This is a genomic window from Chryseobacterium hagamense, assembly GCF_007991455.1.
Classification (GTDB): Bacteria; Bacteroidota; Bacteroidia; order Flavobacteriales; family Weeksellaceae; genus Chryseobacterium; species Chryseobacterium hagamense.
Window position 1 is genome coordinate 120,238 of the sequence record NZ_BJYJ01000005.1, and the last position, 24,946, is coordinate 145,183.

19 protein-coding genes and 1 riboswitch are annotated in these 24,946 nt (G+C 44.0%); of the genes, 14 read left to right on the forward strand and 5 right to left on the reverse strand.

Annotation, left to right across the window (positions count from 1 at the left end):
* Nucleotides 1-249 precede the first annotated feature (249 nt).
* The 9 genes from CHA01nite_RS07805 to thiH all read left to right on the forward strand — a co-directional run bounded on the left by CHA01nite_RS07805 (nt 250) and on the right by thiH (nt 7,619).
* Nucleotides 250-846: a glycoside hydrolase family 19 protein gene (locus tag CHA01nite_RS07805; protein ID WP_146940753.1), complete on the forward strand. Its 597-nt coding sequence runs from the start codon at nt 250-252 to the stop codon at nt 844-846.
* Between the two features lie 7 nt (nt 847-853).
* Complete coding sequence (locus CHA01nite_RS07810; RefSeq protein WP_146940754.1) at nt 854-1,231, forward strand: hypothetical protein; 378 nt, start codon at nt 854-856, stop codon at nt 1,229-1,231.
* 311 nt (nt 1,232-1,542) lie between these two features.
* Nucleotides 1,543-1,639, forward strand: a riboswitch (TPP riboswitch).
* Nucleotides 1,640-1,695: 56 nt separating this feature from the next.
* On the forward strand, nt 1,696-1,902 hold the full coding sequence (gene thiS, locus CHA01nite_RS07815; protein WP_146940755.1) for a sulfur carrier protein ThiS: 207 nt from the start codon (nt 1,696-1,698) through the stop codon (nt 1,900-1,902).
* Between the two features lie 19 nt (nt 1,903-1,921).
* Nucleotides 1,922-3,733, forward strand: coding sequence for a phosphomethylpyrimidine synthase ThiC (gene thiC / locus CHA01nite_RS07820; RefSeq protein WP_146940756.1), 1,812 nt, complete (start codon nt 1,922-1,924; stop codon nt 3,731-3,733).
* Complete coding sequence (locus CHA01nite_RS07825; RefSeq protein WP_146940757.1) at nt 3,730-4,317, forward strand: thiamine phosphate synthase; 588 nt, start codon at nt 3,730-3,732, stop codon at nt 4,315-4,317. The genes thiC and CHA01nite_RS07825 overlap by 4 nt, the downstream gene beginning before the upstream one ends.
* Nucleotides 4,290-5,033, forward strand: coding sequence for a hydroxymethylpyrimidine/phosphomethylpyrimidine kinase (locus CHA01nite_RS07830; RefSeq protein ID WP_146940758.1), 744 nt, complete (start codon nt 4,290-4,292; stop codon nt 5,031-5,033). Before CHA01nite_RS07825 ends, CHA01nite_RS07830 begins: the two co-directional genes overlap by 28 nt.
* Nucleotides 5,034-5,062: 29 nt before the next feature.
* Nucleotides 5,063-5,704, forward strand: a complete 642-nt coding sequence (gene thiE / locus CHA01nite_RS07835; RefSeq protein WP_146940759.1) for a thiamine phosphate synthase — start codon at nt 5,063-5,065, stop codon at nt 5,702-5,704.
* A 10-nt stretch (nt 5,705-5,714) separates the two neighbouring features.
* A complete protein-coding gene (locus CHA01nite_RS07840; protein WP_146940760.1) occupies nt 5,715-6,491 on the forward strand; it encodes a thiazole synthase in 777 nt (258 codons plus the stop codon).
* Between the two features lie 9 nt (nt 6,492-6,500).
* A complete protein-coding gene (gene thiH / locus CHA01nite_RS07845; RefSeq protein ID WP_146940761.1) occupies nt 6,501-7,619 on the forward strand; it encodes a 2-iminoacetate synthase ThiH in 1,119 nt (372 codons plus the stop codon).
* A gap of 53 nt (nt 7,620-7,672) precedes the next feature.
* Here the strand turns inward: thiH and CHA01nite_RS07850 are convergent, their stop codons facing one another.
* The 3 genes from CHA01nite_RS07850 to CHA01nite_RS07860 all read right to left on the reverse strand — a co-directional run bounded on the left by CHA01nite_RS07850 (nt 7,673) and on the right by CHA01nite_RS07860 (nt 13,368).
* A complete protein-coding gene (locus CHA01nite_RS07850) occupies nt 7,673-8,362 on the reverse strand; it encodes a DUF1345 domain-containing protein (protein ID WP_146940762.1) in 690 nt (229 codons plus the stop codon).
* 170 nt (nt 8,363-8,532) lie between these two features.
* Nucleotides 8,533-10,767 (reverse strand): outer membrane beta-barrel protein, encoded by a 2,235-nt coding sequence (locus CHA01nite_RS07855; protein ID WP_146940763.1) that lies wholly within the window; start codon nt 10,765-10,767, stop codon nt 8,533-8,535.
* 483 nt (nt 10,768-11,250) lie between these two features.
* On the reverse strand, nt 11,251-13,368 hold the full coding sequence (locus tag CHA01nite_RS07860) for an outer membrane beta-barrel family protein (protein ID WP_146940764.1): 2,118 nt from the start codon (nt 13,366-13,368) through the stop codon (nt 11,251-11,253).
* A gap of 160 nt (nt 13,369-13,528) precedes the next feature.
* Between CHA01nite_RS07860 and CHA01nite_RS07865 the strand changes: the two genes are divergently transcribed.
* Genes CHA01nite_RS07865 through CHA01nite_RS07875 form a run of 3 tightly spaced genes read left to right on the forward strand, consistent with a single transcriptional unit; the run spans nt 13,529 to nt 15,565 of the window.
* Nucleotides 13,529-13,876, forward strand: coding sequence for a hypothetical protein (locus CHA01nite_RS07865; RefSeq protein ID WP_146940765.1), 348 nt, complete (start codon nt 13,529-13,531; stop codon nt 13,874-13,876).
* A gap of 38 nt (nt 13,877-13,914) precedes the next feature.
* Nucleotides 13,915-14,886, forward strand: coding sequence for a sensor histidine kinase (locus CHA01nite_RS07870; protein WP_228458368.1), 972 nt, complete (start codon nt 13,915-13,917; stop codon nt 14,884-14,886).
* Nucleotides 14,879-15,565: a LytR/AlgR family response regulator transcription factor gene (locus tag CHA01nite_RS07875; protein WP_146940767.1), complete on the forward strand. Its 687-nt coding sequence runs from the start codon at nt 14,879-14,881 to the stop codon at nt 15,563-15,565. The genes CHA01nite_RS07870 and CHA01nite_RS07875 overlap by 8 nt, the downstream gene beginning before the upstream one ends.
* A gap of 329 nt (nt 15,566-15,894) precedes the next feature.
* Here the strand turns inward: CHA01nite_RS07875 and CHA01nite_RS07880 are convergent, their stop codons facing one another.
* Both CHA01nite_RS07880 and CHA01nite_RS07885 read right to left on the reverse strand, forming a co-directional pair.
* On the reverse strand, nt 15,895-18,162 hold the full coding sequence (locus CHA01nite_RS07880) for an aconitate hydratase (RefSeq protein WP_146940768.1): 2,268 nt from the start codon (nt 18,160-18,162) through the stop codon (nt 15,895-15,897).
* 306 nt (nt 18,163-18,468) lie between these two features.
* A complete protein-coding gene (locus tag CHA01nite_RS07885) occupies nt 18,469-21,252 on the reverse strand; it encodes a bifunctional aconitate hydratase 2/2-methylisocitrate dehydratase (protein WP_146940769.1) in 2,784 nt (927 codons plus the stop codon).
* Nucleotides 21,253-21,575: 323 nt separating this feature from the next.
* Here CHA01nite_RS07885 and CHA01nite_RS07890 point away from each other — a divergent pair, with 323 nt between their 5' ends.
* Together CHA01nite_RS07890 and CHA01nite_RS07895 are read left to right on the forward strand one after the other, a co-directional pair.
* On the forward strand, nt 21,576-22,346 hold the full coding sequence (locus tag CHA01nite_RS07890) for a WG repeat-containing protein (RefSeq protein ID WP_146940770.1): 771 nt from the start codon (nt 21,576-21,578) through the stop codon (nt 22,344-22,346).
* Nucleotides 22,347-22,734: 388 nt separating this feature from the next.
* On the forward strand, nt 22,735-24,837 hold the full coding sequence (locus tag CHA01nite_RS07895; protein WP_146940771.1) for a TonB-dependent receptor: 2,103 nt from the start codon (nt 22,735-22,737) through the stop codon (nt 24,835-24,837).
* The last annotated feature ends 109 nt before the right edge of the window (nt 24,838-24,946 follow it).

Below are 24,946 nucleotides of genomic sequence, written 5' to 3' on the forward strand. Positions count from 1 at the left end.
TGGTAATTCAGTATTAAATAAGAATTTCTCTGATAAAGTGATAAAAAATTTAGTTTGATGATCCGGATCTTTGATCCTCTTTCTGACAAGAGAAACTTCCGGCGCCCAGCATCTTTCTTTCAGCCTTCTGTCTAATGCATTGACTGTAAAATAAATCCGTATCGATACCTGCTGAAAACAAAGGATTTTCCTGAGCGGCGCTTTGTTTTTTTTAATACTTTTACGAAAGTAATTTTAAAAACAAAAACCATGCTTACACTCGGACAATTGAAAGAAGCCACCTGTTCCAAATCGGACTATGCTTCCAAGTTTTTACCTTATGTTGTCGAAACATGCAACAAATTTTCAATCAATACACCTGCAAGAATGCTGAATTTTCTGGCACAGGTCGGGCATGAAAGCGGCGGCCTTTTTTATACGGAAGAACTGGCCAGCGGAAGTGCTTACGAAGGCAGGAAAGATTTAGGAAATACCCAGAAAGGCGACGGCGTAAAATTCAAGGGACGCGGCCTCATCCAGATTACCGGAAGAGCCAATTACCTGGCTGTTTCCAAAGCACTGGGAACGGATTTCGTTGCGAATCCGACGTTTTTGGGCGGGAAAAATGTTACTAAATGCAGCACGGCCCAGCTGGAAAATGCAGCGAAAAGTGCCGGATGGTTCTGGAACACCCGGAAGCTGAACGATCTTGCTGACCAGATCGACATTACCAAAAGCATCGATACCGGAAACAACCTTTTGGTTTTCAAGAAAATCACCAAAGCCATCAACGGAGGTTACAACGGATTGCCGGACCGACTGAACCGCTATAAAGCGGGACTTCCTTATTTTCTTAACGTTAAATAAAGCAGTTATGAAATATGTCATTGTCATGATGGTCTTTTTACTGTCAGCAAAAGGAATGGCCCAGAAACCTGTTCTCCATGATCTGAAAGATCCCAGGATGCATGCCGGCTGTTATATTGACGGAAAGGAGAATCCTGTGGCAAATCTATCGGAAGATGGAGGTGCCTTGTTCAACTTTACCGGAAAAGATGAGCTGTTCCCGGCAATGAAGGCAACGAAAGAGTATCCTGAAGCTTTCGGGAATAAAGCATACAAAATTTACATTAAAGCAACCGGGTCAACCAAAATGGAAGATACCTGCATTGAAGAAAAAGTATATTCCATAAAAATCGTGTATAAGAAAAAGGCGTATTTCTACAAGAGAAAGGGGACGTGCGGCTGTTAATTATTAAGTTGGAAGAAGGAAGTTGGAGGCTGGATGTTTTTCTGTAAAGATAACAGGTGTCTGTCATTAATATCAACTGACAGTTTTGCCATTATGTTGATGGGTACGCTGTTTAAATTGTAATTAACTGATAAAAATTTGAATATACATATTTCTTTAAATTAAACCAAAAGATTATCTCAATAGAAAGTAGTCTTTTTTTATGAACCCGAATTTTACATACTCTAAAACTTCCAACTCCCATCACCCAGCTTCCAACTTCCCATTCTTCAAAAAAAATTTGCCTGTTCAGAAAAAATGGCTACCTTCGTCACAGACTTTAGGGGTGCCTGTTAAAAAACAGGCTGAGAATTACCCTTTGAACCTGATCCGGATCATACCGGCGTAGGGAAAAGTGCAATGACTTTGCCGTACATTCTATTGTACCGTCATGGGCATTCCTAAAGCATATAAAAAATTTAGGAATGGAACTCATAATCAACCACACCCGAAAAACTTTTGATGTACTTCCCGCCACGCTGGAAGCATTGCTGGCTATCGAACTTCCCCAAAAGCGGAAAGGTATCGCCGTGGCCCTCAACAACCGTATTATTCCGCAGCATTCCTGGGCAGAAACCTTTCTCAGCGATAAAGATTCAGTTTTAATCATCACTGCCACTCAGGGCGGTTAATCCCATAAAAACAAATTGTATGGCTCATAACATCACCCGTTCGCCTTTTCCGAACTCAAAAAAAATCTACGTAGAAGGGACAATCCATCCTATCCGGGTCGCAATGCGTGAAATAGAACTCAGCGCAACAAAGCTTTCCAGCGGGACACTTGAACATAACCCGCCGGTTACTGTTTACGATACCTCAGGCCCTTATACTGATGAAGATTCTGAAATCGATATCGAAAAGGGGCTTCCGAGGATCCGTGAACAGTGGATCCTGGACCGCAACGACGTAGAAATCCTGGAGGGAATTACTTCCGAATACGGAAAAGCCAGGCTTGCCGATTCAAAGCTGGATGAACTCCGGTTTTCATACAACCACAAGCCGAAAGTAGCCAAAGAAGGAAAAGAAGTTACCCAGTTGTACTATGCCAGACAGGGAATCATCACCCCTGAAATGGAGTATATTGCCATCAGGGAAAATCAAAAGATTGAGCAATTGGATACCGTTTCCAAAGAAATGGCTTTCCAGCATCCCGGCAACAGCTTTGGAGCAAGAACGCCCAAAGGTAAAATTACTCCCGAATTCGTAAGGGATGAAATTGCTGCCGGAAGGGCCATTATTCCCAATAACATCAACCACCCGGAAAGCGAACCGATGATTATCGGAAGGAATTTTCTGGTGAAAATCAATGCCAACATCGGGAACAGTGCCGTTTCCTCGAGCATCGAAGAAGAAGTTGAAAAAGCAGTCTGGGCATGCCGGTGGGGTGCCGATACGATCATGGATCTTTCCACCGGGAAAAATATCCACGAAACAAGGGAGTGGATCATCCGCAACAGCCCGGTTCCCATCGGCACCGTTCCGATCTACCAGGCACTGGAAAAAGTAAAAGGAGTGGCGGAAGACTTAACCTGGGAGATTTTTAAAGATACCTTGATTGAGCAGGCGGAGCAGGGCGTTTCGTATTTTACCATCCATGCCGGTGTCTTGCTGAGGTATATTCACCTGACGGCAAAAAGGGTAACGGGAATCGTTTCCAGGGGAGGATCCATTATGGCCAAATGGTGCCTATTCCATCACAAAGAAAACTTCCTGTACACGCATTTTGAAGAGATCTGCGAAATCATGAAACAATACGACGTTGCTTTTTCCCTTGGCGACGGGCTCCGTCCGGGTTCCATTGCCGATGCCAATGACGAAGCCCAGTTTGCGGAGTTGGAAACATTGGGGGAACTGACGAAAATTGCCTGGAAACATAATGTCCAGGTCATGATCGAAGGCCCGGGCCACGTTCCGATGCACCTGATCAAGGAAAACATGGACAAGCAGCTGGAAGAATGCCACGAAGCTCCTTTTTACACCTTAGGTCCTTTAACCACAGACATTGCGCCGGGTTACGATCACATTACTTCCGGTATTGGTGCGGCGATGATCGGCTGGTTCGGCTGTGCCATGCTGTGTTACGTCACCCCGAAAGAACATCTCGGGCTTCCGAACAGAGATGATGTAAAAACAGGGGTAATCACTTACAAGCTGGCAGCTCATGCGGCAGACCTTGCAAAAGGCCATCCGGGAGCGCAGTACAGGGACAATGCCTTGAGTAAGGCAAGGTTTGAATTCCGTTGGGAAGACCAGTTCAATCTGTCGCTGGATCCGGAAACGGCAAGATCTTATCATGATGAAACCCTTCCGGCTGACGGAGCGAAGGTGGCACATTTCTGCTCGATGTGCGGACCGAAGTTCTGTTCGATGAAAATCACCCAGGAAATCCGTGAGTCTGCAGAAAAAGGAATGCTGGATAAATCTGAGGAATTCATCGAAAAAGGGAAGGAGATTTATATATGATCATCGTCATCACGTCTGAACAATCCGTCCGGAACGAAACTGAAATCATTAATGAATTGTTTCAGGAAGGGCTGGAATTGCTTCATGTGAGAAAGCCGGTGATGGATGCCGCAGCGATGAGGAATTATATAAAAAGTATTCATTCCGGTTATCATGAACAGCTGGTTCTGCACAGCCATTACATCCTGGCTGAGGAATTCGAAACTTCAAGAATCCACTTTAAAGAATCGGAAAGACCGGATATTCCTGATCATTTTTTTGATGAATACATTGTGTCGACTTCGGTGCATGGTATCAGTAGTTTTAACACCCTGGATGCCCGTTGGGAATACGCGCTGATCAGTCCGGTCTTTCCCAGCATTTCCAAAAAAGGTTATGGAGATGGTACGAAAATTCTGGAAAGCATCCGGCAAAGGGACAATGATCATTCGGGGCTTATTGCCCTGGGCGGTATCCATCAGCACAACATCGATACGGTTTTTTCAGAAGATGTGGACGGAGCTGCTTTGCTGGGAGCGATTTGGGAAAGTAAGGAACCTTTAAAAACATATATCGAATGCAGGAAGAACGCCCTTTTGTTATGACGATAGCAGGTTTTGATCCAAGCGGCGGAGCAGGGATCCTTGCCGACTGTAAAACTTTTGAGCAGCTCAGAGTTCAGGGGTTAGGCATATGTACCGCTATGACTGTTCAGACGGAATCCCAATGTCTGGACCTCGAATGGCAGCCACTGGGAAAAGTGGTACCATCCGTCTGTATTTTAATGAAAAAATATTCGGTTAAGGCAGTAAAGATCGGAGTGGTAAGGGATGCTGAATTTTTAAATGAGATAATCAGGACCGTTAAACTTTATGCTCCCGAAGCGAAGATTGTCTGGGATCCGGTGCTGAAAAGTACTTCTGAGTTTACCTTTTTTGATTTGAACACTGTATCAGAATTAAAAAAAGTCTTGACCCGGATAAACCTCATCACGCCTAATTATAATGAATATAAAGTTTTGCAGGATCACCGTCTGTTCGACGATCCGGGAAAGTCCTGTGCAGTTCTGATTAAAGGAGGCCACCGGAAAGACTTGTTGGGAACCGATGTTCTTAGGGAAGAAGGGCGAGAAGTCGCTATTTACCCAAATGAAACCGCTTCAACTTATTATCCGAAACACGGTTCGGGCTGTGTAATGTCATCTGCTATTGCGGCGCATCTGGCGAAAGGGGAAGATTTGGAAACTGCATGCCGGAAAGGAAAAGAATATATTGAAAGATTTTTAACAGGCACTTCCGGCTTGCTCGGGTTCCACTCCTGAAAATTTCTTGATTAAATTAAAAAATAAAAATGGAAAAACTACAATACATTTCCCAGGGCTTTACACAGGCCGAACAGGAATCCAATATTAAAAATGCTTTGGACAACGGTGCCCAATGGATACAGGTCCGCTGGAAAAACACTCCTGAAAATGAACTGATCAGGCTTTGCGAAAAAGTAAAGAAGCTCTGTCTGGAATATAAATCGGTCTGTATTATCAACGACCAGGTGCAGATGGCAAAAGACATCGATGCGGACGGCGTTCATTTGGGATTACAGGATACCTCTATCGAAGCGGCAAGATCTGTTTTGGGAGAAAACAAAATCATAGGTGGAACTGCGAATACCTTTTCCAATGTCCTCCAGCGGATCAATGAATCCTGCGACTATATCGGTTTGGGACCTTTACGCTTTACCTCAACTAAAGAACAGTTAAGTCCGGTTTTAGGTTTTGAAGGCTATGAAACAATCATCCGGGAACTTCAGGAAAAATCAATACGCATCCCAAAAATATTTGCAATCGGCGGAGTTGTTTTGGACGATATCATACGGCTGCAGCAATCCGGGATTTATGGGGTGGCCGTTTCCGGGCAGATTACAGATCAGCCTTCAATGATCGGTGCATTCAGGACGGCATTGCATCAGGATTCCGTGACTTTACATAACAGATAAAAATTTACCTATGGATAATCAGAATTTAATAATAGCCGACAGAACCTTTGAATCGAGGCTGTTTCTGGGAACCGGAAAATTCGGGAACCTTTCCGAAATGACGGATTCCATCATCGCTTCAGGCAGCGAATTGGTAACGATGGCGTTAAAACGGATCGACTCCCAATCTCAGGAAGATAATCTGCTGAATGCCCTGAAGCCGACAAAAGCACACCCTCTACCGAATACTTCCGGAGCAAGGACCTCCAAAGAAGCGGTATTGGCCGCTCAATTGGCCCGGGAAGCCCTGGAAACAAACTGGGTTAAACTGGAAATCCATCCCGATCCGAAGTATCTGCTGCCGGATCCGATCGAGACTTTATATGCTACGGAAGAACTGGCGAAACTGGGCTTCATTGTAATGCCTTACATTCATGCCGATCCGGTGTTATGCAAACGCCTGGAAGACGTAGGAACAGCCGTTGTCATGCCTTTGGGCGCACCGATCGGAACCAACAAAGGTTTGAAAACCCTGGATTTTTTGGAGATCATCATCAGCCAGAGTAATGTTCCTGTGGTGGTGGATGCCGGAATCGGGGCGCCTTCCGATGCGGCAAAAGCGATGGAACTGGGTGCCGATGCCGTGCTGGTGAATACCGCTATCGCCGTTGCCGGAAATCCTGTTTGTATGGCTATGGCCTTTAAAGAAGGGGTAATTGCCGGAAGAAGGGCGTATGAATCAGGATTGGGCGCGGTTTCAAAGCATGCGGAAGCATCAAGTCCGCTGACTTCTTTTTTGTTTGATTAAATCTAAAAGATGAAAAGTTTTACCTCTGTTTTTGAACATTACCGGTGGGATGATATAAAATCCAGGCTGGAAAAAGTGACACCGGCTGATGTTGAAAAAAGCCTTCGCAAAAATAACAGGACGACCGGTGATTTCCTGAATCTCATTTCGCCTGCCGCTGCCGGGAAGCTGGAGGTAATGGCGGGAATGGCACAGCATCTTACCCAAAAGCGTTTCGGGAAGACCATTCAGTTGTATGCACCGCTGTACCTCAGCAATGAATGCCAGAATATCTGTACCTACTGTGGATTCAGCCTGGATAATCTGATTAAGCGGAAAACCCTGTCCGATACGGAACTGATGATTGAAGCCTCGGTATTGAAATCAATGGGGGTGAATCATGTATTGCTGGTAAGCGGAGAAGCAAATAAGACGGTTGGGGTCGGTTATTTTGTGAATGCCGTGAAACTCCTGAGCCCTCATTTCGCCAATATTTCCATTGAGGTCCAGCCGTTATCGGAGGAAGAATACCGGGAGCTTCACAAAGCGGGAGTGAATGCCGTTCTGGTATATCAGGAAACCTACCATCGGGAAGTATACAAAGAATACCATCCGAAAGGCAAGAAATCAAACTTCAGTTTCCGTCTTGAAACTCCTGACCGGATCGGTAAAGCAGAAATCCATAAAATGGGACTTGGGGTTCTGCTTGGACTGGAAGACTGGAGGGTAGACAGCTTTTTCAATGCCCTCCACATCGATTATCTTCAAAAGCAGTACTGGAAATCCAGGTTTTCCGTATCCTTTCCACGGCTGCGGCCTGCCGAAGGCATCATCGAACCCAATTTCATGATGTCCGATCAGGACCTGTTGCAGCTGATCTGTGCCTACCGCATCTGGAACGAGGATCTTGAAATTTCCATCTCTACCCGGGAAAACGAAACCTTCAGGAACCATATCGTTTCACTGGGAGCAACCGCCATGAGCGCGGCTTCCAAAACCAATCCCGGCGGCTATGCGGTAGACCGGGAATCTTTAGAACAGTTTGAGACCAGCGATGAGAGAAGCATGGAAGAAATCAAAAGCATCATCAGAAAAGCAGGCTATGATCCGGTCATGAAAGACTGGGATGCTGTTTACAGTGGCATTTAACTGCTGGAAATTTTCTGTTGAAATTGAGGCCTGCTCCGTACGAATTCTATCTTTTAACCGTTAAGCCCGGCAACGAGATTGATAGTAAGGGCTACAACAAAAGTATTCATAAAGAAAGCAAGCAACCCGTGGATCATGGTAATTCTCCTTAAATTTTTGGAAGTAATGCTGATGTCGGAGACCTGAAAAGTACAGCCCATGCAGAAAGAATAGTAGGCAAAATCCAGGTAATCGGGATGGTAGGTTTCGTTTTCATCTTCGGTCGGGAATTTAAGACCACCGGTTTCCTCTTTTTTGCCGGAAGGGTCCTCATCGTAATATTTCCGGGCATAATGGAAAATATATTGCGTCTGCACCATAATCCACGATAGGATCATGGCCCCGAGAACGGCGGGAAGGAAATAGATTTCTTTCTGTACGCCTTTGTCTTTGGAAGTAATTAAAAAGAAGATCGCAAACATGCTTGCGAGAGAAGCAATAATAATAGTAGAAAACACAAATATAGCATTGCCGTCATCAGCCCTGGCCTTTTTACGGATGTCGTCCACTTTCCGGTGGAGAATCACCTGCCAGTCCAGAAAAAGGAAAACCACGGAAAAAGCCAGCCAGCAGAAAATAACGATGATCAGCGGTTTAAGGTCCAGTCTGAAAATCAAAAAGAAAACCACCGCTGCGGCCAGCAGACTGATCAGTCCTCTCTTCAGCGGGCTGAGGTTTAAGAAAAAGCTGTCCAGTGTTTTCATTTTTGTCATTAGGAATTTTAGATAAAAATAAAGAAAAATGTTTTGCGTTGCATCTGGTAACAGGGAAATTAAGTTTTTTTTAATGACAAAAATGAATATTGGAATTATATAATAAAGCCCCTTTAATTTTTACATTAAAAGGGGTTATGATATTTTGTTTGTTTAATGGTTTACTGTCCCTGCGGAACCATTCCGCCATTATCATCCTTTTTGCTTTCTTTCAGGATGCTCTGGTCTTCTTTGGCCAGCTTGTTCCGGGTCGGGATTTTATAGTTTACCGATAATCCGAAGTTTCTCGTGTCGTATTTATTCCGCATGTAAACCGATTGGCCCTGCGGCGGGTTGGATCGTACCTGCATGATCTGGCCGTTGAAGATATCATTGGCAAATACGGAAACCGTCAGGCGGTTATCCATAAATTTCTTCGTCAGGGTTAGATCAAATGAATTGTTGAACGGTTTTTCCGCCGTAAAATAGAAATAGCCCGCTTTAGGCGTCAGGTAACTGTAATTGGCGGTCAGCTTGATTTCCTTCGGCAGGATAATCTGCGTCATGATATTGAAGATCCAGAACCCTTTGTTATCCAGATCGGCGATATCATGTTTCTGGTAACCGGCGTAGATGTACATAAAGTTGATCTTGTCGGGGTTGAAATTAAACTTCATGATCTCGCTCAGCGGTTTGCTGAAAATCATAAACGGAACCGGAAGCCCGACATTGAAATTATGGATTTTCATCTCCGAAATATTGATTTGTTCGTTGAAGAGGTTTTTCCCCTCCCGGCGGATAATCTGGGCTACCTGGTTTTTTGCCGAACTCACACTGTAGCCGATGAAAGCATAGTCGAAAGCTGAAATTTTTAATTCATAATTGTCGAAAATCGTAGGCTGCAGGTTGGGATTTCCGGTGACCTGAGTATTCGGTCCCTGGAAGGTAACGTTGTTCGGGTTCAGGGCGGAAATGCTCGGCAGGCTGATCTTTTTGTTGTAGTTGGCCGTTACATGAACCTGTTCCATCAGGTTGTACTGAACGCTGGCGTTCGGAAATAATTTAAATTTATTAAAAGGCAAAAGGCTGGCTTCGCTAATATTCTTATTATCGTCCTGATATCTTGTGATCCCTGAAATATCGTAGTTCTCTGCACGGGTTCCCAGGATGAAATCGAATTTTTTCAGCTTGGCCTGCAATTCCAGGTAGGTGGCGGTGGTCTGTCTCTGGTAATCGAGATTTATAATTCCAAAGCTTTCCGTTTTAAAATCCTGTCTTTCATATAACCCTCCGAGGCTTATTTTACCGCCATCCATCAGCCTGATCGGCTGGGAATAATCTATTTTGAAATTAGCAATCCGCATAGTAGAGGAATTGCTTAGAACCCTTCCCAATGAAAGGTCATAGTCTTCTTTAGGATTGGAATAGGTGCCTCTCCTGAAAATATTGTCCTGATCAAACTGGCTGTCGGATTTTGTATAGCCGAACTGAAAATCAAGCTTCTGCGTTTTTTCTGAAAATCTTTTCTGGTAGGTTACCACAGCTTCTTGTCTGGTAGTAAGACTGTGAGCGGCATCCGAAGCATCAAAATGAAAGTCTCTGAATTTATATTCTTTCGGATCGGTATTCGGGATCAGCTCTTTTTTCTCGCCATCACCATCACTTAGAGTATAATTGTCATTATTATTATGGTAAATATCATAATTCAAAAGCAACCGGTCCTGTCCAAGATCGAATGTGATCCCCGATTTTGCAAAATATCCCCTGCCGTAGCGGTCGGTACTGCTGTGCAGCAAACCATCCTGATCGGTACTGAGCATACTTTCGCGGTAATTCTGGCCGGCATTCAGCTGCCAGCCGAAGATTTTATTTCTCGCATTCAGGTTCAGGGAATTGCTGGTCCGGCTTCTGAATGTGTCGTAATTCGTAAACGAATAGTTTCCGGAATAGGTAGCGGTTAGATATTTATTGGCATTTTTATTCGTAATGATGTTCATGATGGCTCCGCCGGAAGTCGCCGGAAATTCCGCGCCGGGCTGGGTGATGACTTCAATCCGGTCTATCGAATTGGCAGGCATCCCTTCCAGAAATGAATTCAGTTCATTGGAGGTAATATTCAGAGGTCTTCCGTTGAGATAAACGTCCAGCACCTTTCCCTGGTACATCATGCCGGCGATGTCGGTAGAAACCAGGCCGGGAAGCTTTTTGATTCCTTCCAGCACATTCCCGTTGTTCAGCTGGGGCTGTTCCGAAAAATCGAAGATGGTACGGTCGGCTTTTTGCTCAACGGCTTTTTTAGTTTTGGTAATGACAACGCCTTCGATCTGTTTTTCTTTGGTCGTCTGGGTATTGCTTTTTTCCTGAGCGGAAGCAAATGCCATGCTCAGAAAAGATAAAGTAATAAGTGTTTTTTTCATGCTCTTTTCGATTCGATTGATTAGACACCGGAAAACAGATTTTGTTACAGGCACAGGAAAAATTATAAAATCGTGAGATCAAATGAATAATTAAGATCAGATACTTTAAACTTAACGTGTATTCGAGCTACTAACCCTACTTGAAAGGCTGGAAGAGGGGTGCTGGATGCTGAAAGCACTGTTGTTTAAGAATATTGCCGTTAATTTTGAATATCAAACTGTTTTTTTCACTTTTAAGATGTTCATTTTTCTTTTAATTCCATTAAATCGCTTAAAAACAAGTGATTACCCTCGAATTCACGTTAAACTTAGCAATCAAAATCATGGGTCTTTCTATTCGCCTTCGTAAAATGAAAGGTCGGAATTTAGATTTAAATATCATATTAACAATTCGCCTGATAATCAATACCTGTAAAAGCACTATTGACGGGCGGAACTTCCGGCATCCGGCTTCCCTTTTACAGCCTGTGAGTTTAATGAAATCTAGATCCTGTCTTTTTCCTCAAATCTGATGACCTTTTTCTGGATCTTCTTTTTCTGGCCTCCAAAAGTATAGTTTACGCTCAGCCGGAAGCTTCTGCCGTCCCAGTAATTGTTGATGTGATGGACACTGTCGGTAAAGTAAATATCGCCACGGAACCGCTGGGCAAGAACATTGGTTACGGTTGCATTGATCTGCAGCTGCTTTTCCATAAGGGAAACCTTGAGGCCCAACGAAAGATCGGAGAAATTATGATAATAGTAATTCACATTCCGGGAAGGCAGGCTCTGTTCATAGTTCAGGAAAAAAGCAAGGGTTTTGGTTTTATTCAGGGTAAAGGTATTATTGATGGAATAGCTGAATGAACTTCCTTTCTGCGGTTGGGCATCCAATCCGAAAATTTCTGAATTCTGCCTGCTTGCGTTTACAGCCATCGTCGATTCCCAGCACTTAAAAAAGGTATCGGTATAGGAAATATTAAGCCCGAAGGAATTGTTGTTATAATAATTGAGATAAGTGGAGATCTGCGAAAGCCCGTCCTGAAAGGAAACCTGGCCGAATGCATTTTTCAGTCTCATATAGTACAGGCTGGTGGTCAGCTTATTATTAAAAGTATAGCCCAATTCAAGGTTATTGATATACGACGGCGTAAGCAGCGGGTTTCCGGAAGAATAGGAGTAAGGATTGGAATACCAGCGGAACGGATTCAGGCTGCCCATTCCAGGACGGTTAATCCTTCTCGAATACGCCAGGCTGAAAATATTTTTATCTTTTTTGTAAGAAACATAGGCCGACGGGAACCACTGGCCATACCGGTAGGAGTTTCCGGAACCCGTGGAAGGCGTGTAGCTTTCTGCCGACGTATTTTCGTAGCGGAGGCCGGCTTTGGTTTCCCAGTGTTCCCCGAAATTTTTGGCATAGCTGAAATAAGCGGCATAATTCTCCTCCCGGTACCGGAACAGATTGGCCCTGCTTTCATCGGAAACATACCCGGTGCCGGTAAGATTGAAATATTTTAAATCGGAATTATTTTTAAACTGATTGAACTTAACCCCGGTTTCAACGGTTCCGAAAGAAAAGGGCAGCTCCAGGTCGGCCTGTGCGGAAAAAATCTGCGGCGAAACCAGGGAAAGGGTTTTTACATCCTGCAAAGAATTGTCGGAAAGCCTTTGGGTGGCGAAATTAACCTCCGTATCGGAGTTGTTTTTGTAAAAATTCCCAAGGATGCTTAATTTCTTTCCCAGTGAATCGAGTTTCAGGTCGTAATAGGCGCTCGCGGTATGGGTAGGTTCCTTTTCACGATGGAAGGTATTGGTAAGAAGGTTTTCTTCCTGGCCGGCCGGACTGATATTCCGGGTATTATTGACGATATCCATTCCCGATCTCTGGTGGGCATACAGGTATTCGAATCCGGCTTCCGAATTTTTACTGATTTTATACGACATGCTGATGCCGGGCGTCAGCTCGTTCCACATATCTCTTCTTACCGAGCTGCTGTAATTTTGGGTTGCCCCGATAATGCTGTAGTTTTCATCGGACCTTTTGGCGGAGTCATAATACACCAGCTTCAGGCTGCTGCTGAATTTTTCGGTCTGGTAGCTCAGGGTTGCGTTGTCGCTGAATCCGGAGTAGGTCCTTTGGATCAGGTTGGAGCTGATACTGCCGCTGAATCCTAGGTTCGGATTTTTCTTCAGGATGATGTTAATCAAACCGCTGTTGCCCTGGGCTTCGTATTTCGCCGGCGGCGTGGTAATCACTTCTATTTTGGCAATGTTCTCGGAACGGATGGATTTCAGGTAATTCAGCAGGGCCTGTCCTGAAAGATTCAGCATCCTGCCGTTGATCATTACGTTAACGCTGCTTTTTCCTACAATAGAAACAGAGCCGAGATTTTCATCTACCCTGATCATGGGAACATTGGCCAGAGTTTCGGAGCCGTCCATTCCCTGTGAAGCGATGGAAGCTTCCACATTAAAGATCATGCGGTCAGCTTTCCGCTCCAGGAGCTTTTTCTTAACGAGAATTTCAATTTTCTCAATATTCCGGATGCTGTCTTTTTTCACCTGTGACCAGAACAGGGATGAAACCGACAGACAAACTAATACAGAAATATTTTTCATAGTAATTTTTTTTTGACAAATGTATTTTGATAAGGCATAGGATAAAACAGCATTTAGACATTCGGTGGTTTTCATCCGATTAACCTTATTTCGTCGATGATTTCAGGCGGTTCGCCGATTCCGATGTTAAAAAAGCTGTGGTCCTGACTATTTTTGAACTATGAAAAATCTTATTCTTATTTTCAGCCTGATGTATGTAGCGTTCTGTATGCCGCTTCAACGGGTGGATATATGGAAGACCCTTACAATGCCTCCGGGAGAAAGCCTTTACATCAGTGAAGTAAAAGTTCCGGTAACTTTGGAAATGAAAAACCTTTCCGATAAAGAAATCCACCTGTCCTCCAAGCTTGATATGCCTGAAAGCCTGTCCGCTGAATCAGAACTCAGATACCGGTTACCGAAAAAAGGCAGCCTTACAATAGAGAACAGGAATACCGTTCCGGTTTCGGTATATTTGCATTATACCTCCTCAAAAAGTATTTTCATTAATAATAAAGAATTACGATGAAGACGCATAAGCTTATTTGGTTCCATATTTTTTTCTGGATGATTTATATTATCGGATCGATCGTCATTCCATATCTCGTATTTGATTCTGAAAAGTCCCTTACCTTTAAAATTACCTTTTTCCTTACCAGCTTTATATCCTTTTATGTAAACTATTTTATTATTGTTCCCCGGTTTTACGAACCGGATAAAATTTACAAATCGGTTATTGCCTTTTTGCTGAGCGTCACCTGCTTTGTCATCGTACGCTATTCTATAGAAGAAGTCCTGCTGCCTGCGACCCTGGGATTCAGGAATTACGATCCTAATACGGGCATTGCCTTTTATTTTTTCGATAATATTTTTTTCAGCAGCACTGCCATTTTCATCAGTACGACGTTTTGGTTCCTTCAGTACTTTATCGATGCGGAATCTGAAAAAGCGGAGCTCATCGAAGCCAGGAAAACGGCAGAGCTGCAGGCCTTAAAAACCCAGATCAATCCTCATTTTATTTTTAATTCACTGAATAACATTTATTCATTGGTGTACCAGAATTCCGAAAAAGCCTTGCCTGCCATTGAAGAACTGAGCCGCCTGCTGAGGTACAGTACGAAAGACCTGACCGAAGATTGTATTACTTTGGATAAAGAAATCGGGTACATCGACAGTCTGACCGCTCTCGAAAAACTCCGGATTAAAAAACCCGAACTGTTGATCTTTGAGAAAAACATCAGTCATCCCGGACTGAAAATTTCTCCCATGCTTTTGGTACCCTTTGTGGAAAATGCTTTTAAACACGGAGACTTCCGGAATAAGGGTTTTGAAATGAGGATTTCCGACGATCATAAAACGGTGCATTTTTATCTGTTAAACCATAAAAGTGAAAGGATGAAAGATGAGGTTTCGGGAATCGGAATCGAGAATGTGAAAAAAAGACTTTCAATCCTGTATCCCGGAAGGCATGAATTAAATATAAAAAATTCGGAAACGGAATTTACAGTCGATTTAAAAATAGATTTGCGGAATGAATAAGATTAAATGTGTCATTGTAGATGATGAACCGCTGGCTATTTCCCTGCTGGAAAGCTATGTGAATAAAGTGCCGTTTCTGGAGTTGGTTTTTGCAACGGAAAACCCGATCGAAGCGATGGAATATGTTCAGAAAAGTGAATCCGACCTGATTTTCCTGGACATCCAGATGCCGGAACTTACCGGAATCAATTTCATGAAAATCCTCGGAGACAAGAAGAAATATATCTTAACCACCGCCTATTCCGAGTATGCGCTGGAAGGGTATGAGCACCACATTATCGATTATCTGCTGAAGCCGATCCCGTTCGAACGGTTTTATAAAAGTGCGCTGAAAGCACAGGAGCGTTTCGCGACCGCAGAAAGTAAAGAAGAGACGCATTTTTTCGTCAAGTCTTCAGGTCAGCAGCACCGGATTAATTTTAAAGATATTCTGTATGTGGAAAGCATCAGGGATTATATCAATATCAAAACGGCAGAACAGGAATATATCGTCCTGGACACCTTAAAATCGATGGAGCAGCAGCTTCCCAAGACGTCTTTTATCAGGATCCATAAATCATTTATAATTAATCTCCACCAGATCAGCAATGTGGCCGGAAAAAAAGTAACGCTTGTTTCAGGAAATGAAATTCCGGTAGGGGAGAGTTACCGCATGGGTCTTCTGACAAGGCTAAAGTAAACTGGAAATGACAAGCTGGAAGACGGACCCTGGAAGTTTTACTTGTCAAAAATAGGATCAAAGGTCTTGAAATCAAACTGAATCTTTTGTCATAGGGCCATTGTTTAAAGTCCCGAAGGAACGGCTTATTAAAGGATAGGATGAAATCCTATCAGAAAGGTGAACCATTTGTTTCATTCTACCAAAAGAATTCTCTTTAAAATACTGACTGAATCAGCCTGGATTTAATTTTTTAATTAATTAAAAGCTAACTACAATTTGGATACGATCGGATTAAAACAAAAAAGCAGTTTCAAACGAAACTGCTTTTTCTATCATTATACTGAGGATTAATTTTCCTGTTGCTTGATCAGGTTCAGGGCGGAACCTGCTTTAAACCACTCGATCTGCTGCTGGTTGTACGTATGGTTGGCCATGACCGTATCTTTGGTACCATCCGTATGAATAAACTCCAGAGTCAGCTGTTTACCCGGAGCAAACTGATCCAAATCCAGGAAGTTAACCACGTCATCTTCCAGTACTTTATCGTAGTCTGCTTCATCGGCAAACGTCAGTCCGAGCATTCCCTGCTTTTTCAGGTTGGTTTCGTGAATTCTCGCAAAAGATTTTACCAATACCGCTTTTACGCCAAGATGTCTCGGTTCCATCGCCGCATGCTCTCTCGAAGATCCTTCCCCGTAATTCTGGTCTCCCACAACAATCGAAGGAATTCCGGCAGCTTTATAAGCTCGTTGTACTGCAGGTACCTCACCGTATTCACCGTTCAGCTGGTTTTTAACCTTGTTGGTTTCCATGTTGTAGGCGTTTACCGCACCGATCAGCATATTGTTGGAAATATTATCCAGGTGACCTCTGTATTTCAGCCATGGTCCTGCCATGGAAATATGGTCGGTCGTGCATTTTCCGAAAGCTTTGATCAGAACCCTTGCTCCGGTAATGTTCTGGCCGTCCCATGCAGGGAATTCTTCAAGAAGCTGAAGCCTGTCTGAAGTAGGGCTTACATTCACCACTACGCCTGAACCGTCTTCAGACGGTGCCTGATAACCATTATCTTCTACGGCAAAGCCTTTTGCCGGAAGTTCGGAACCTTTAGGCTCGTCCAGTTTTACCTGTTCTCCGTTTTCTGCAGTTAAGGTATCGGTAATCGGGTTGAAATCCAGTCTTCCGGAAATCGCCACGGCAGCTACCATTTCAGGAGAAGCTACGAAAGCGTGGGTATTCGGGTTTCCGTCCGCTCTTTTTGCAAAGTTTCTGTTGAATGAGTGGATGATTGAGTTTTTCTCCCCTTTTTCAGCACCTTCCCTGTCCCACTGTCCGATACAGGGACCGCAGGCATTGGTAAAGATCCTGGCATTTTCAAATTTTCTGAAAGAGTCTATAAACCCATCTCTTTCTGCAGTATATTTTACCTGCTCCGAACCCGGGTTGATTCCGAGGATTGCTTTTGGTTTAACCCCTTTTGCTACGGCATCTTCTACAATAGAAGCTGCCCTTGATAGGTCTTCGTAAGATGAATTCGTACATGAACCGATCAATGCCCATTCCACTTCAAGAGGCCATCCGTTGGCTTCTGCTTTGGCTCTGAATTCAGAGACCGGCGTTGCCAGATCCGGAGTAAACGGTCCGTTCAGGTGAGGCGTAAGTTCCGAAAGATTGATTTCAATTAACTGATCGAAATAGTGTTCAGGATTGGCATAGACTTCAGGGTCACCGGTTAAGTGCTCGGCAATCTGGTCTGCGGCATCCACCACATCCTGTCTGCCGGTAGCAGCAAGATACCTTCTCATCGAATCATCATATCCGAAAGTGGAAGTCGTTGCTCCGATTTCCGCACCCATATTACAGATGGTCCCTTTTCCGGTTGCCGAAAGCGATTCCGCTCCTTCACCGAAATATTCTACGATGCAGCCGGTTCCCCCTTTTACGGTAAGAATTCCTGCTACTTTTAGAATCACATCCTTTGCAGCGGTCCAGCCGTTCATTTTGCCGGTTAATTTTACCCCGATCAGTTTAGGCATTTTAAGCTCCCAGGCCATTCCGGCCATAACGTCTACGGCATCCGCACCACCGACTCCGATAGCGACCATTCCAAGACCTCCGGCATTCACCGTGTGGGAATCGGTACCGATCATCATTCCGCCCGGGAAGGCATAATTTTCCAGTACCACCTGGTGAATGATCCCTGCTCCCGGTTTCCAGAAGCCGATTCCGTATTTATCACAGACTGAGCTCAGGAAATTGAAAACTTCCGAGTTCTTGTTGATTCCTTCCTGCAAATCGGATTCCGCACCTACTCTTGCCTGGATCAGGTGATCGGCATGGGCTGTTGAAGGAACAGCTACTTTTGCCTTTCCGGCCTGCATAAACTGCAGAAGTGCCATCTGTGCCGTAGCATCCTGCATAGCTACGCGGTCCGGTGCAAAATCTACATAAGAATTCCCTCTTTCATGTTCCTGGGTTGCATTTCCTTCCCATAAGTGGGTGTAAAGAATCTTCTCTGAAAGTGTCAGTGGTTTTCCTGTAATTTGTCTTGCCGCTGCAATTCTTTCAGGATAACGCTCATACACTTTTTTGATCATGTCAATATCAAAAGTCATATCTAATTTATTTTTTCTTTCTTTTAAATTTTTCCGCTTCATTTTGATCAGCAAGCGGAAAATACGATTCCTTTGATTCAGCAAAATCTGTTCCTCCGGTACATAAAAAGAAATAAATGTGCTGTGATCAAATATTAGTAGGGATCAATTTAAGAAAAAATAAGATTTCGATCGTTGATATAAGATAAAATAATAATACAGCCGTCTTAAATAGAAATATTCTAAACAAAAAAGAAAGATTCCAATCCATGCGGACCGGAATCTTTCAGTATGATCTAAAACAGCCCTGCTGTTTATCATTGAGTATTAATGAGCGCCTGTACTGGTAAGCTCCTTAATGGACGGTACAAAAGTCGTCAGGTCGATGCCTTCTACAGCAGTTTTGTATTCTTCGATGCTTGGAATTCTTCCCATAATCGCGGAAAGTACCACTACCGGAGTGGAAGCCAGCAGAGATTCGCCTTTTTTACGGTCGGAATCTTCTACGACTCTTCCCTGGAACAGACGGGTGGAAGTCGCTAAAACGGTATCTCCTTTTTCAGCTTTCTCCTGGTTCCCCATACAAAGGTTACATCCCGGACGCTCAAGGTACATCATGTTTTTGTATTCTACACGGGCTTCTCCTTTCGGCGAGTTGTCGTCAAATTCAAAACCGGAATATTTCTCCAGGAATTCCCAGTCGCCTTCCGCTTTCAGTTCATCGATGATGTTATACGTAGGAGCGGCTACCACAAGCGGTGCTTTAAATTCTACCATACCGTTTTTACTTTCGATGTTTTTAAGCATCTGGGAAACGATCTTCAGGTCGCCTTTGTGAACCATACAGGATCCTACAAATCCGAGATCCACTTTTTTCTCCCCTCCGTAGAACGTCAGGTCCCGGATGGTGTCGTGGGTATATCTTTTGGAAACGTCGTCGTTGTTCACGTCCGGATCGGCGATCATCGGTTCCACAATCGCATCAAGGTCCACCACTACTTCAGCGTAATATTGAGCATTGGCATCCGGAGTGAGGGCCGGCTTTTCTCCTGATCTGATCTCGGCGATTCTCTTGTTGGCTTTGTCGATCAGTCCCTGAAGAACCTGGTTTCTGTTATCCATTCCTTTATCGATCATGATCTGGATTCTGCCTTTTGCAATTTCCAGCGATTCGATCAGGGTTTCATCTTCAGAGATACAGATCGAGGCTTTCGCTTTCATTTCTGCAGTCCAGTCGGTAAAGGTAAAGGCCTGGTCAGCAGGAAGCGTTCCGATATGAACCTCGATGATTCTTCCCTGGAACACATTTTCCCCGCCGAACTGCTTCAGCATCTGCGCCTGGGTGGCATGAACCACATCACGGAAATCCATATGCTCCTTCATGTTCCCTTTGAAAGTTACTTTTACCGATTCAGGGATCGGCATGGAAGCTTCACCGGTAGCCAGTGCAAGGGCTACGGTTCCGGAATCCGCTCCGAAAGCCACCCCTTTGGACATCCGGGTATGGGAATCTCCCCCGATGATGATCGCCCATTCGTCGATCGTGATATCATTGAGAACTTTGTGGATCACATCCGTCATGGAGTGGTATTCACCTTTCGGGTCACGGGCGGTGATCAGACCGAAATCGTTCATGAATTTCATTAATTTAGGGATATTCGCCTGCGCTTTTTTATCCCATACGGAAGCCGTGTGGCATCCCGACTGGTAGGCGCCGTCAACTACCGGGGAAATTACCGTTGCCGCCATGGATTCCAGTTCCTGAGCGGTCATCAGACCGGTCGTATCCTGGGAACCTACGATGTTTACCTGTACCCTGACATCTGAACCGGCATGAAGAACTTTACCAGGAGTTACTCCTACGGCATTTCTGTTGAAGATTTTTTCAACGGCGGTTAAGCCCTGCCCGTCATGGGAGATTTCCTTGGACGGTGCAAAAACCTGAGGGGCTTCGATGCCCAGTACCTGAGCGGCAAAAGTCTGCAGCTTCTTACCGAAGACAATGGCATAAGAACCTCCGGCTTTGATGAATTCCATCTTCTGCGGGGTGAACGATTTGGAAAGATCAATCAGTTCTTCGTCTCCTTTATAAAGTTTCTTTTCTTTGGTATTGATGGTTAAAACCGTTCCGGTAGCTACTGAATAAGCCTGCTCAAGAACCACTTCACCATTTTCATTACGAACCGGGTTTCCATTTTCATCGGTTTTCTTCACCCAGTTTTTAAGGTCGATCCCGATTCCTCCCGTCACATCTACGGTCGTAAGGAAAATCGGGGAAATCCCGTTGGTTCCTCCTACGATCGGAGCGATATTAACGAAAGGTACGTAAGGGCTTGCCTGCTTACCGGTCCACAATGCGACGTTGTTTACTCCGGACATACGGGAAGAACCTACGCCCATTGTTCCTTTTTCTGCGATCAGCATAACGCTGGCATCCGGATGCTGGGTCTGCAGCATTTTGATTTCTTCCTGTGCTTCAGGCGTGATCATGCATTTTCCGTGAAGCTCACGGTCTGATCTGGAGTGCGCCTGGTTTCCCGGAGATAGAAGGTCTGTCGAAATATCGCCTTCCCCTGCAATGTAAGTCACTACTTTAATTTCTTCGGCTACTTCCGGCAGCTTGGTGAAAAATTCCGCCTGGGCGTAGCTTTCAAGGATTTCCTTTGCGATTTCGCTACCGTTGTGGTAAGCTTCCTTCAAACGGTTGGTGTCCGCTTCATAAAGGAAAACCTGGGTTTTAAGGACTGCCGCAGCTTCGTGTGCAATGGCTTCATCGTTTCCAAGGGCCAGATCCAGCAATACGCTGATGGATTTACCGCCTTTCATGTGAGATAAAAGCTCAAAAGCAAAAGCCTGGGAAATTTCTTCTATTACCGATTCACCAAGGATAATTTCTTTTAAAAAGTCAGCTTTTACGCTGGCTGCACTGGTCGTTCCGGGTAATGTATTATAGATGAAAAATTTAAGAGAATCGGCCCTGTGCTCATTGGCCTTGTCTTTAATCTGTGCGATGATTTCACTTAGTAATTCTGCACTGTCAATAGGTTTTGGGTGAAGGCCCTGATTTTTTCTTTCTTCAATTTCTTGGATGTAATCCTGATAAATGTTCATAATAATAGAAGTCTTTTCAATCTTAAAAGAGATTATAACGGTATTCCGGTATCCGTAAAAGTCAGAAGAAGAATCGGTTATAATCCGTAATTATTTCAGAAGGTGCTCAATAACAAGTATTTCCGGATCCTGACGTAAAGAGTTTTGCAGATGTTGCTGTCAAAAATCCGGGTTAAAAATAATTTTTATTATTTAAACCTCTGAAAAGGTTTTCAAATTTACGGAATTTTCGTATTTTATATAACCTAATTATTTAGATTCTTTATAAATATCTGTTTTATATTTTCTATTTTTGCCCGAACTTTGCAGAACCAGTGATGATTATGAAAAATGTTGTTTCAATTTTAGGAGTTTTTATTTCGATTTCTGTTTTTTCCCAGACTAAAACGGTAAAAAAATTACCGGTAAAGAATATAGAAAAGACAGCGGTAGCCCAACCTTCCGGAAAGCCAGAAGCGAATCCGGATCTGCCGGTTCTGAATAAGGAGCTTCCGCTTTTGATTCCTAAAAAGAAAAACGGCAATTTCGGATACATCAATCAGAAAGGGAAATTCATGATCCAGCCTGAATATCATATTGCCGTGTTTTTCTATGAAGACTGCAATCTTTTGAATTCACCTGACGAGAAGCTGAGAAAATTCGGTACGGCGGATTATGCAACCGTAGAGAAAAACGAAATTTCCTACCGGATCGACCAGAAAGGCAAAAGGGTATACCGGTACAGGCAGGCAGACCTGGGGAAATGCATTCATAAAGACTATGTACAACAGCTGTTTCAGGCATACACAATGAACGGTTTCTTCGGCCTGGTCGAAAAATCAACTTTTAAAGATCCGCAGGATTACAGGCAGTTTAAAATCTACCCGCAATACGAATACCTGTTTATTATGGAAGGGGATGATGTGGCCAACCCGATGATCATCGCTTCCGGAAATAATGCTTTCGGGGTTGTTGATGTCAACGGGAATGTCATCATTCCGTTCGAGTATGCCGACATCAAAAGGAATTTCAGCTGGAAGCTCGGCCGTATGTTCGAAGTTTCCAAAGACGGCAAAAACTATTTCTACATCGACCAGCGGAACAAAGCGTATTGATTTGTAATAGGTATGGGCTTTGGCAAACTGATTTTCAGGTGAAGATTCCACCTTTTAACAAAATTTTGTTTGTTATTCATTAATACCGTAAATTAAACCATAAACCATAAACCATAAACCATAAACCATAAACCATAAGCCATAAGCCATAAGCCATAAGCCGATTCTCATAAATTTTTCTTAATTTCGCGTCTGAAATAAAGGGGTGCTGTCACAAGCTGAGATTATACCCAATGAACCTGGAACGGATAATGCCGTTTAGGGAATTTAAATGTACCGATGTGAAAATTTAGCAATCTACCAATGCTTATTGTTAAATCGGTAAAACGAATGCATCGTTACATTATTAATCTGCCCCTTTTATTCATTAAATGTTAAAATTTATAGAATGAAAGGATTATTTTTTTTAGGGCTTACCGTTGGCGCATTCGCCTTCCTCCAGGCACAAAGTACCGATTCCGTAAAGATCAGGGAAATCGAAGCCGTTAATTTTACCAAAAGACTTCCCGTTGCAAAAGAAATCATCAATGTTCAGAGAGACCTCGACAGCCGGAACCTGGGGCAGGATCTTCCCATTCTGCTGAAAAACCAGACTTCCGTGATTTCAACTTCCGATGCCGGAAACGGGGTAGGCTATACCGGTTTCAGGATCCGGGGCGTATCAGGGACAGCCATCAACGTGATGATGAACGGAGTACCTTACAACGATTCCGAAAGCCAGGGAACTTTTTTCGTAAATGTACCGGACCTTACCAGTTCCGCATCACAGATTTTGATCCAGCGAGGAGTCGGCACTTCCAACAACGGGGCCGCAGCTTTCGGAGCGAGCATCAACGTGCTTTCCAAAGATCCCGACGAAAAGTTTTATGTAAAAACCGACGACAGCTACGGCTCGTTCAATACCTATAAATATGCTGCGGAAGTGGGTTCCGGAAAATTCTGGGGCAACCGGCTTTCGGTGATGGGAAGATATACCCATATCAATTCCGATGGGTATATCGACCGGGCCTTTTCGAAACTGGATTCTTACAATTTCACCGCCTTGTTTGAGGAGGGAAAGACGAGGATCCGCCTGATGGCTTTCGGAGGAAAGGAAAAAACCTACCAGGCCTGGAACGGAATCGACCGCAAGACCTGGGAAACCGATCCGAAATTCAATTATTCCGGAGCAATCTATGATGCCGACGGCAATATTTCAGGATTCTACAATAATGAAACCGATAACTACAAACAGAGCCACTACCAGTTGCTTTGGGAACAGAAATTCAACGACAGATGGAACCTCGAAACCACGCTGCATTATACGAAAGGAAAAGGATATTACGAAAACTACAAGCAGGGCGATCCTTTTGCAAGGTATAACCTGCCGGATATGAATGGCGAAGATTCTTCCGATTTCATCAGGAAAAAATGGCTGAATAACGATTTTTACGGTATCGTTTCTACCTTATACGGGAAATTGGGAATGGTGGATATAAATTTCGGAGCAGTGGCCAACCAGTATTACGGAAGGCATTTCGGAAATGTAACCGGCGTTTTTCTGCCGCAGATCAATGAATATGAATATTACAGAAACCGTTCCGTAAAAAATGAAGTCTCAGGATTCGCCAAAGCCCTGGTGAAGCTGAATGATTTTGAATTTTTCGGAGACCTTCAACTGAGAAATGTTGATTACGATACCAAAATTATCGCTGCCGGCGACGGGGAAGGAGCAGACCTGAAGAAAAACTGGCTGTTTTTCAACCCGAAAGCCGGAATCAATTACCGCATCGGCAACGGCAAGTTCTTCCTTTCCTATGCGCATGCCCACCGCGAACCCAACCGTGATGATTTATTGGCCAACAACGATGTAAAAGCGGAAAAACTGCACGATTTTGAAGCCGGTGTGGAAAAACAGTTTGGCATCGTTTCGCTTACTGCGAATATATACTATATGTATTATGTCAACCAGCTGGTGCTAAACGGGGAACTGAACAACGTCGGTGCTTTCATCCGCACCAATTCAGGGAAAAGCTACCGGAGCGGCATCGAGCTGGGTGCATTGGCCAGGCTTTCAAAGCAATGGGAGATCAACGGAAACGTGAGCTTCAGCAACAACCGGAACCTGGATTTTAAAGTTGAAAATACCGAAGGCATCCAGGATCTCGGAAACACCCAGATTTCTTTCTCACCGGACATCATCGCCAACCTGGCCCTGAAATTCAATCCGAATAAAAATTTCCAGTTTGCCCTCATGAACCAGTATGTAGGGAAACAGTATCTTGATAATTCGGAAGATGAGGACCTTCGGCTGAAAGACTACTTTCTTACCGATTTCAATGCGCAGTATCAGTTTAAGATCAAAAACAATGACATTGCCCTGAAACTTCTGGTGAACAACATTTTCAACAAAAAGTACGTCAACAACGGGGCGGTGTGGGATGGCGAACCGTATTATTTTTCACAGGCCGGGACCAATTTCATGTTCGGGATCAGCTGGACCATCAGGTAATCATCAGGCTATATTTAAACAAATTATAGTAAGTAAAAAGTTAGATTTTTCAAGGCTGCTCCGGCAGTCTTTTTTTTATAGGGAGCTTTATCGCGCTATCCACTGTATC

Bases quoted from the DNA above. Each gene is read 5' to 3' on its own strand.
- CHA01nite_RS07805 (WP_146940753.1), top strand. From the start codon at position 250: ATGCTTACACTCGGACAATTGAAAGAAGCCACCTGTTCCAAATCGGAC.
- CHA01nite_RS07810 (WP_146940754.1), top strand. From the start codon at position 854: ATGAAATATGTCATTGTCATGATGGTCTTTTTACTGTCAGCAAAAGGA.
- thiS (WP_146940755.1), top strand. From the start codon at position 1,696: ATGGAACTCATAATCAACCACACCCGAAAAACTTTTGATGTACTTCCC.
- thiC (WP_146940756.1), top strand. From the start codon at position 1,922: ATGGCTCATAACATCACCCGTTCGCCTTTTCCGAACTCAAAAAAAATC.
- CHA01nite_RS07825 (WP_146940757.1), top strand. From the start codon at position 3,730: ATGATCATCGTCATCACGTCTGAACAATCCGTCCGGAACGAAACTGAA.
- CHA01nite_RS07830 (WP_146940758.1), top strand. From the start codon at position 4,290: ATGCAGGAAGAACGCCCTTTTGTTATGACGATAGCAGGTTTTGATCCA.
- thiE (WP_146940759.1), top strand. From the start codon at position 5,063: ATGGAAAAACTACAATACATTTCCCAGGGCTTTACACAGGCCGAACAG.
- CHA01nite_RS07840 (WP_146940760.1), top strand. From the start codon at position 5,715: ATGGATAATCAGAATTTAATAATAGCCGACAGAACCTTTGAATCGAGG.
- thiH (WP_146940761.1), top strand. From the start codon at position 6,501: ATGAAAAGTTTTACCTCTGTTTTTGAACATTACCGGTGGGATGATATA.
- CHA01nite_RS07850 (WP_146940762.1), bottom strand. From the start codon at position 8,362: ATGAAAACACTGGACAGCTTTTTCTTAAACCTCAGCCCGCTGAAGAGA.
- CHA01nite_RS07855 (WP_146940763.1), bottom strand. From the start codon at position 10,767: ATGAAAAAAACACTTATTACTTTATCTTTTCTGAGCATGGCATTTGCT.
- CHA01nite_RS07860 (WP_146940764.1), bottom strand. From the start codon at position 13,368: ATGAAAAATATTTCTGTATTAGTTTGTCTGTCGGTTTCATCCCTGTTC.
- CHA01nite_RS07865 (WP_146940765.1), top strand. From the start codon at position 13,529: ATGAAAAATCTTATTCTTATTTTCAGCCTGATGTATGTAGCGTTCTGT.
- CHA01nite_RS07870 (WP_228458368.1), top strand. From the start codon at position 13,915: ATGATTTATATTATCGGATCGATCGTCATTCCATATCTCGTATTTGAT.
- CHA01nite_RS07875 (WP_146940767.1), top strand. From the start codon at position 14,879: ATGAATAAGATTAAATGTGTCATTGTAGATGATGAACCGCTGGCTATT.
- CHA01nite_RS07880 (WP_146940768.1), bottom strand. From the start codon at position 18,162: ATGACTTTTGATATTGACATGATCAAAAAAGTGTATGAGCGTTATCCT.
- CHA01nite_RS07885 (WP_146940769.1), bottom strand. From the start codon at position 21,252: ATGAACATTTATCAGGATTACATCCAAGAAATTGAAGAAAGAAAAAAT.
- CHA01nite_RS07890 (WP_146940770.1), top strand. From the start codon at position 21,576: ATGAAAAATGTTGTTTCAATTTTAGGAGTTTTTATTTCGATTTCTGTT.
- CHA01nite_RS07895 (WP_146940771.1), top strand. From the start codon at position 22,735: ATGAAAGGATTATTTTTTTTAGGGCTTACCGTTGGCGCATTCGCCTTC.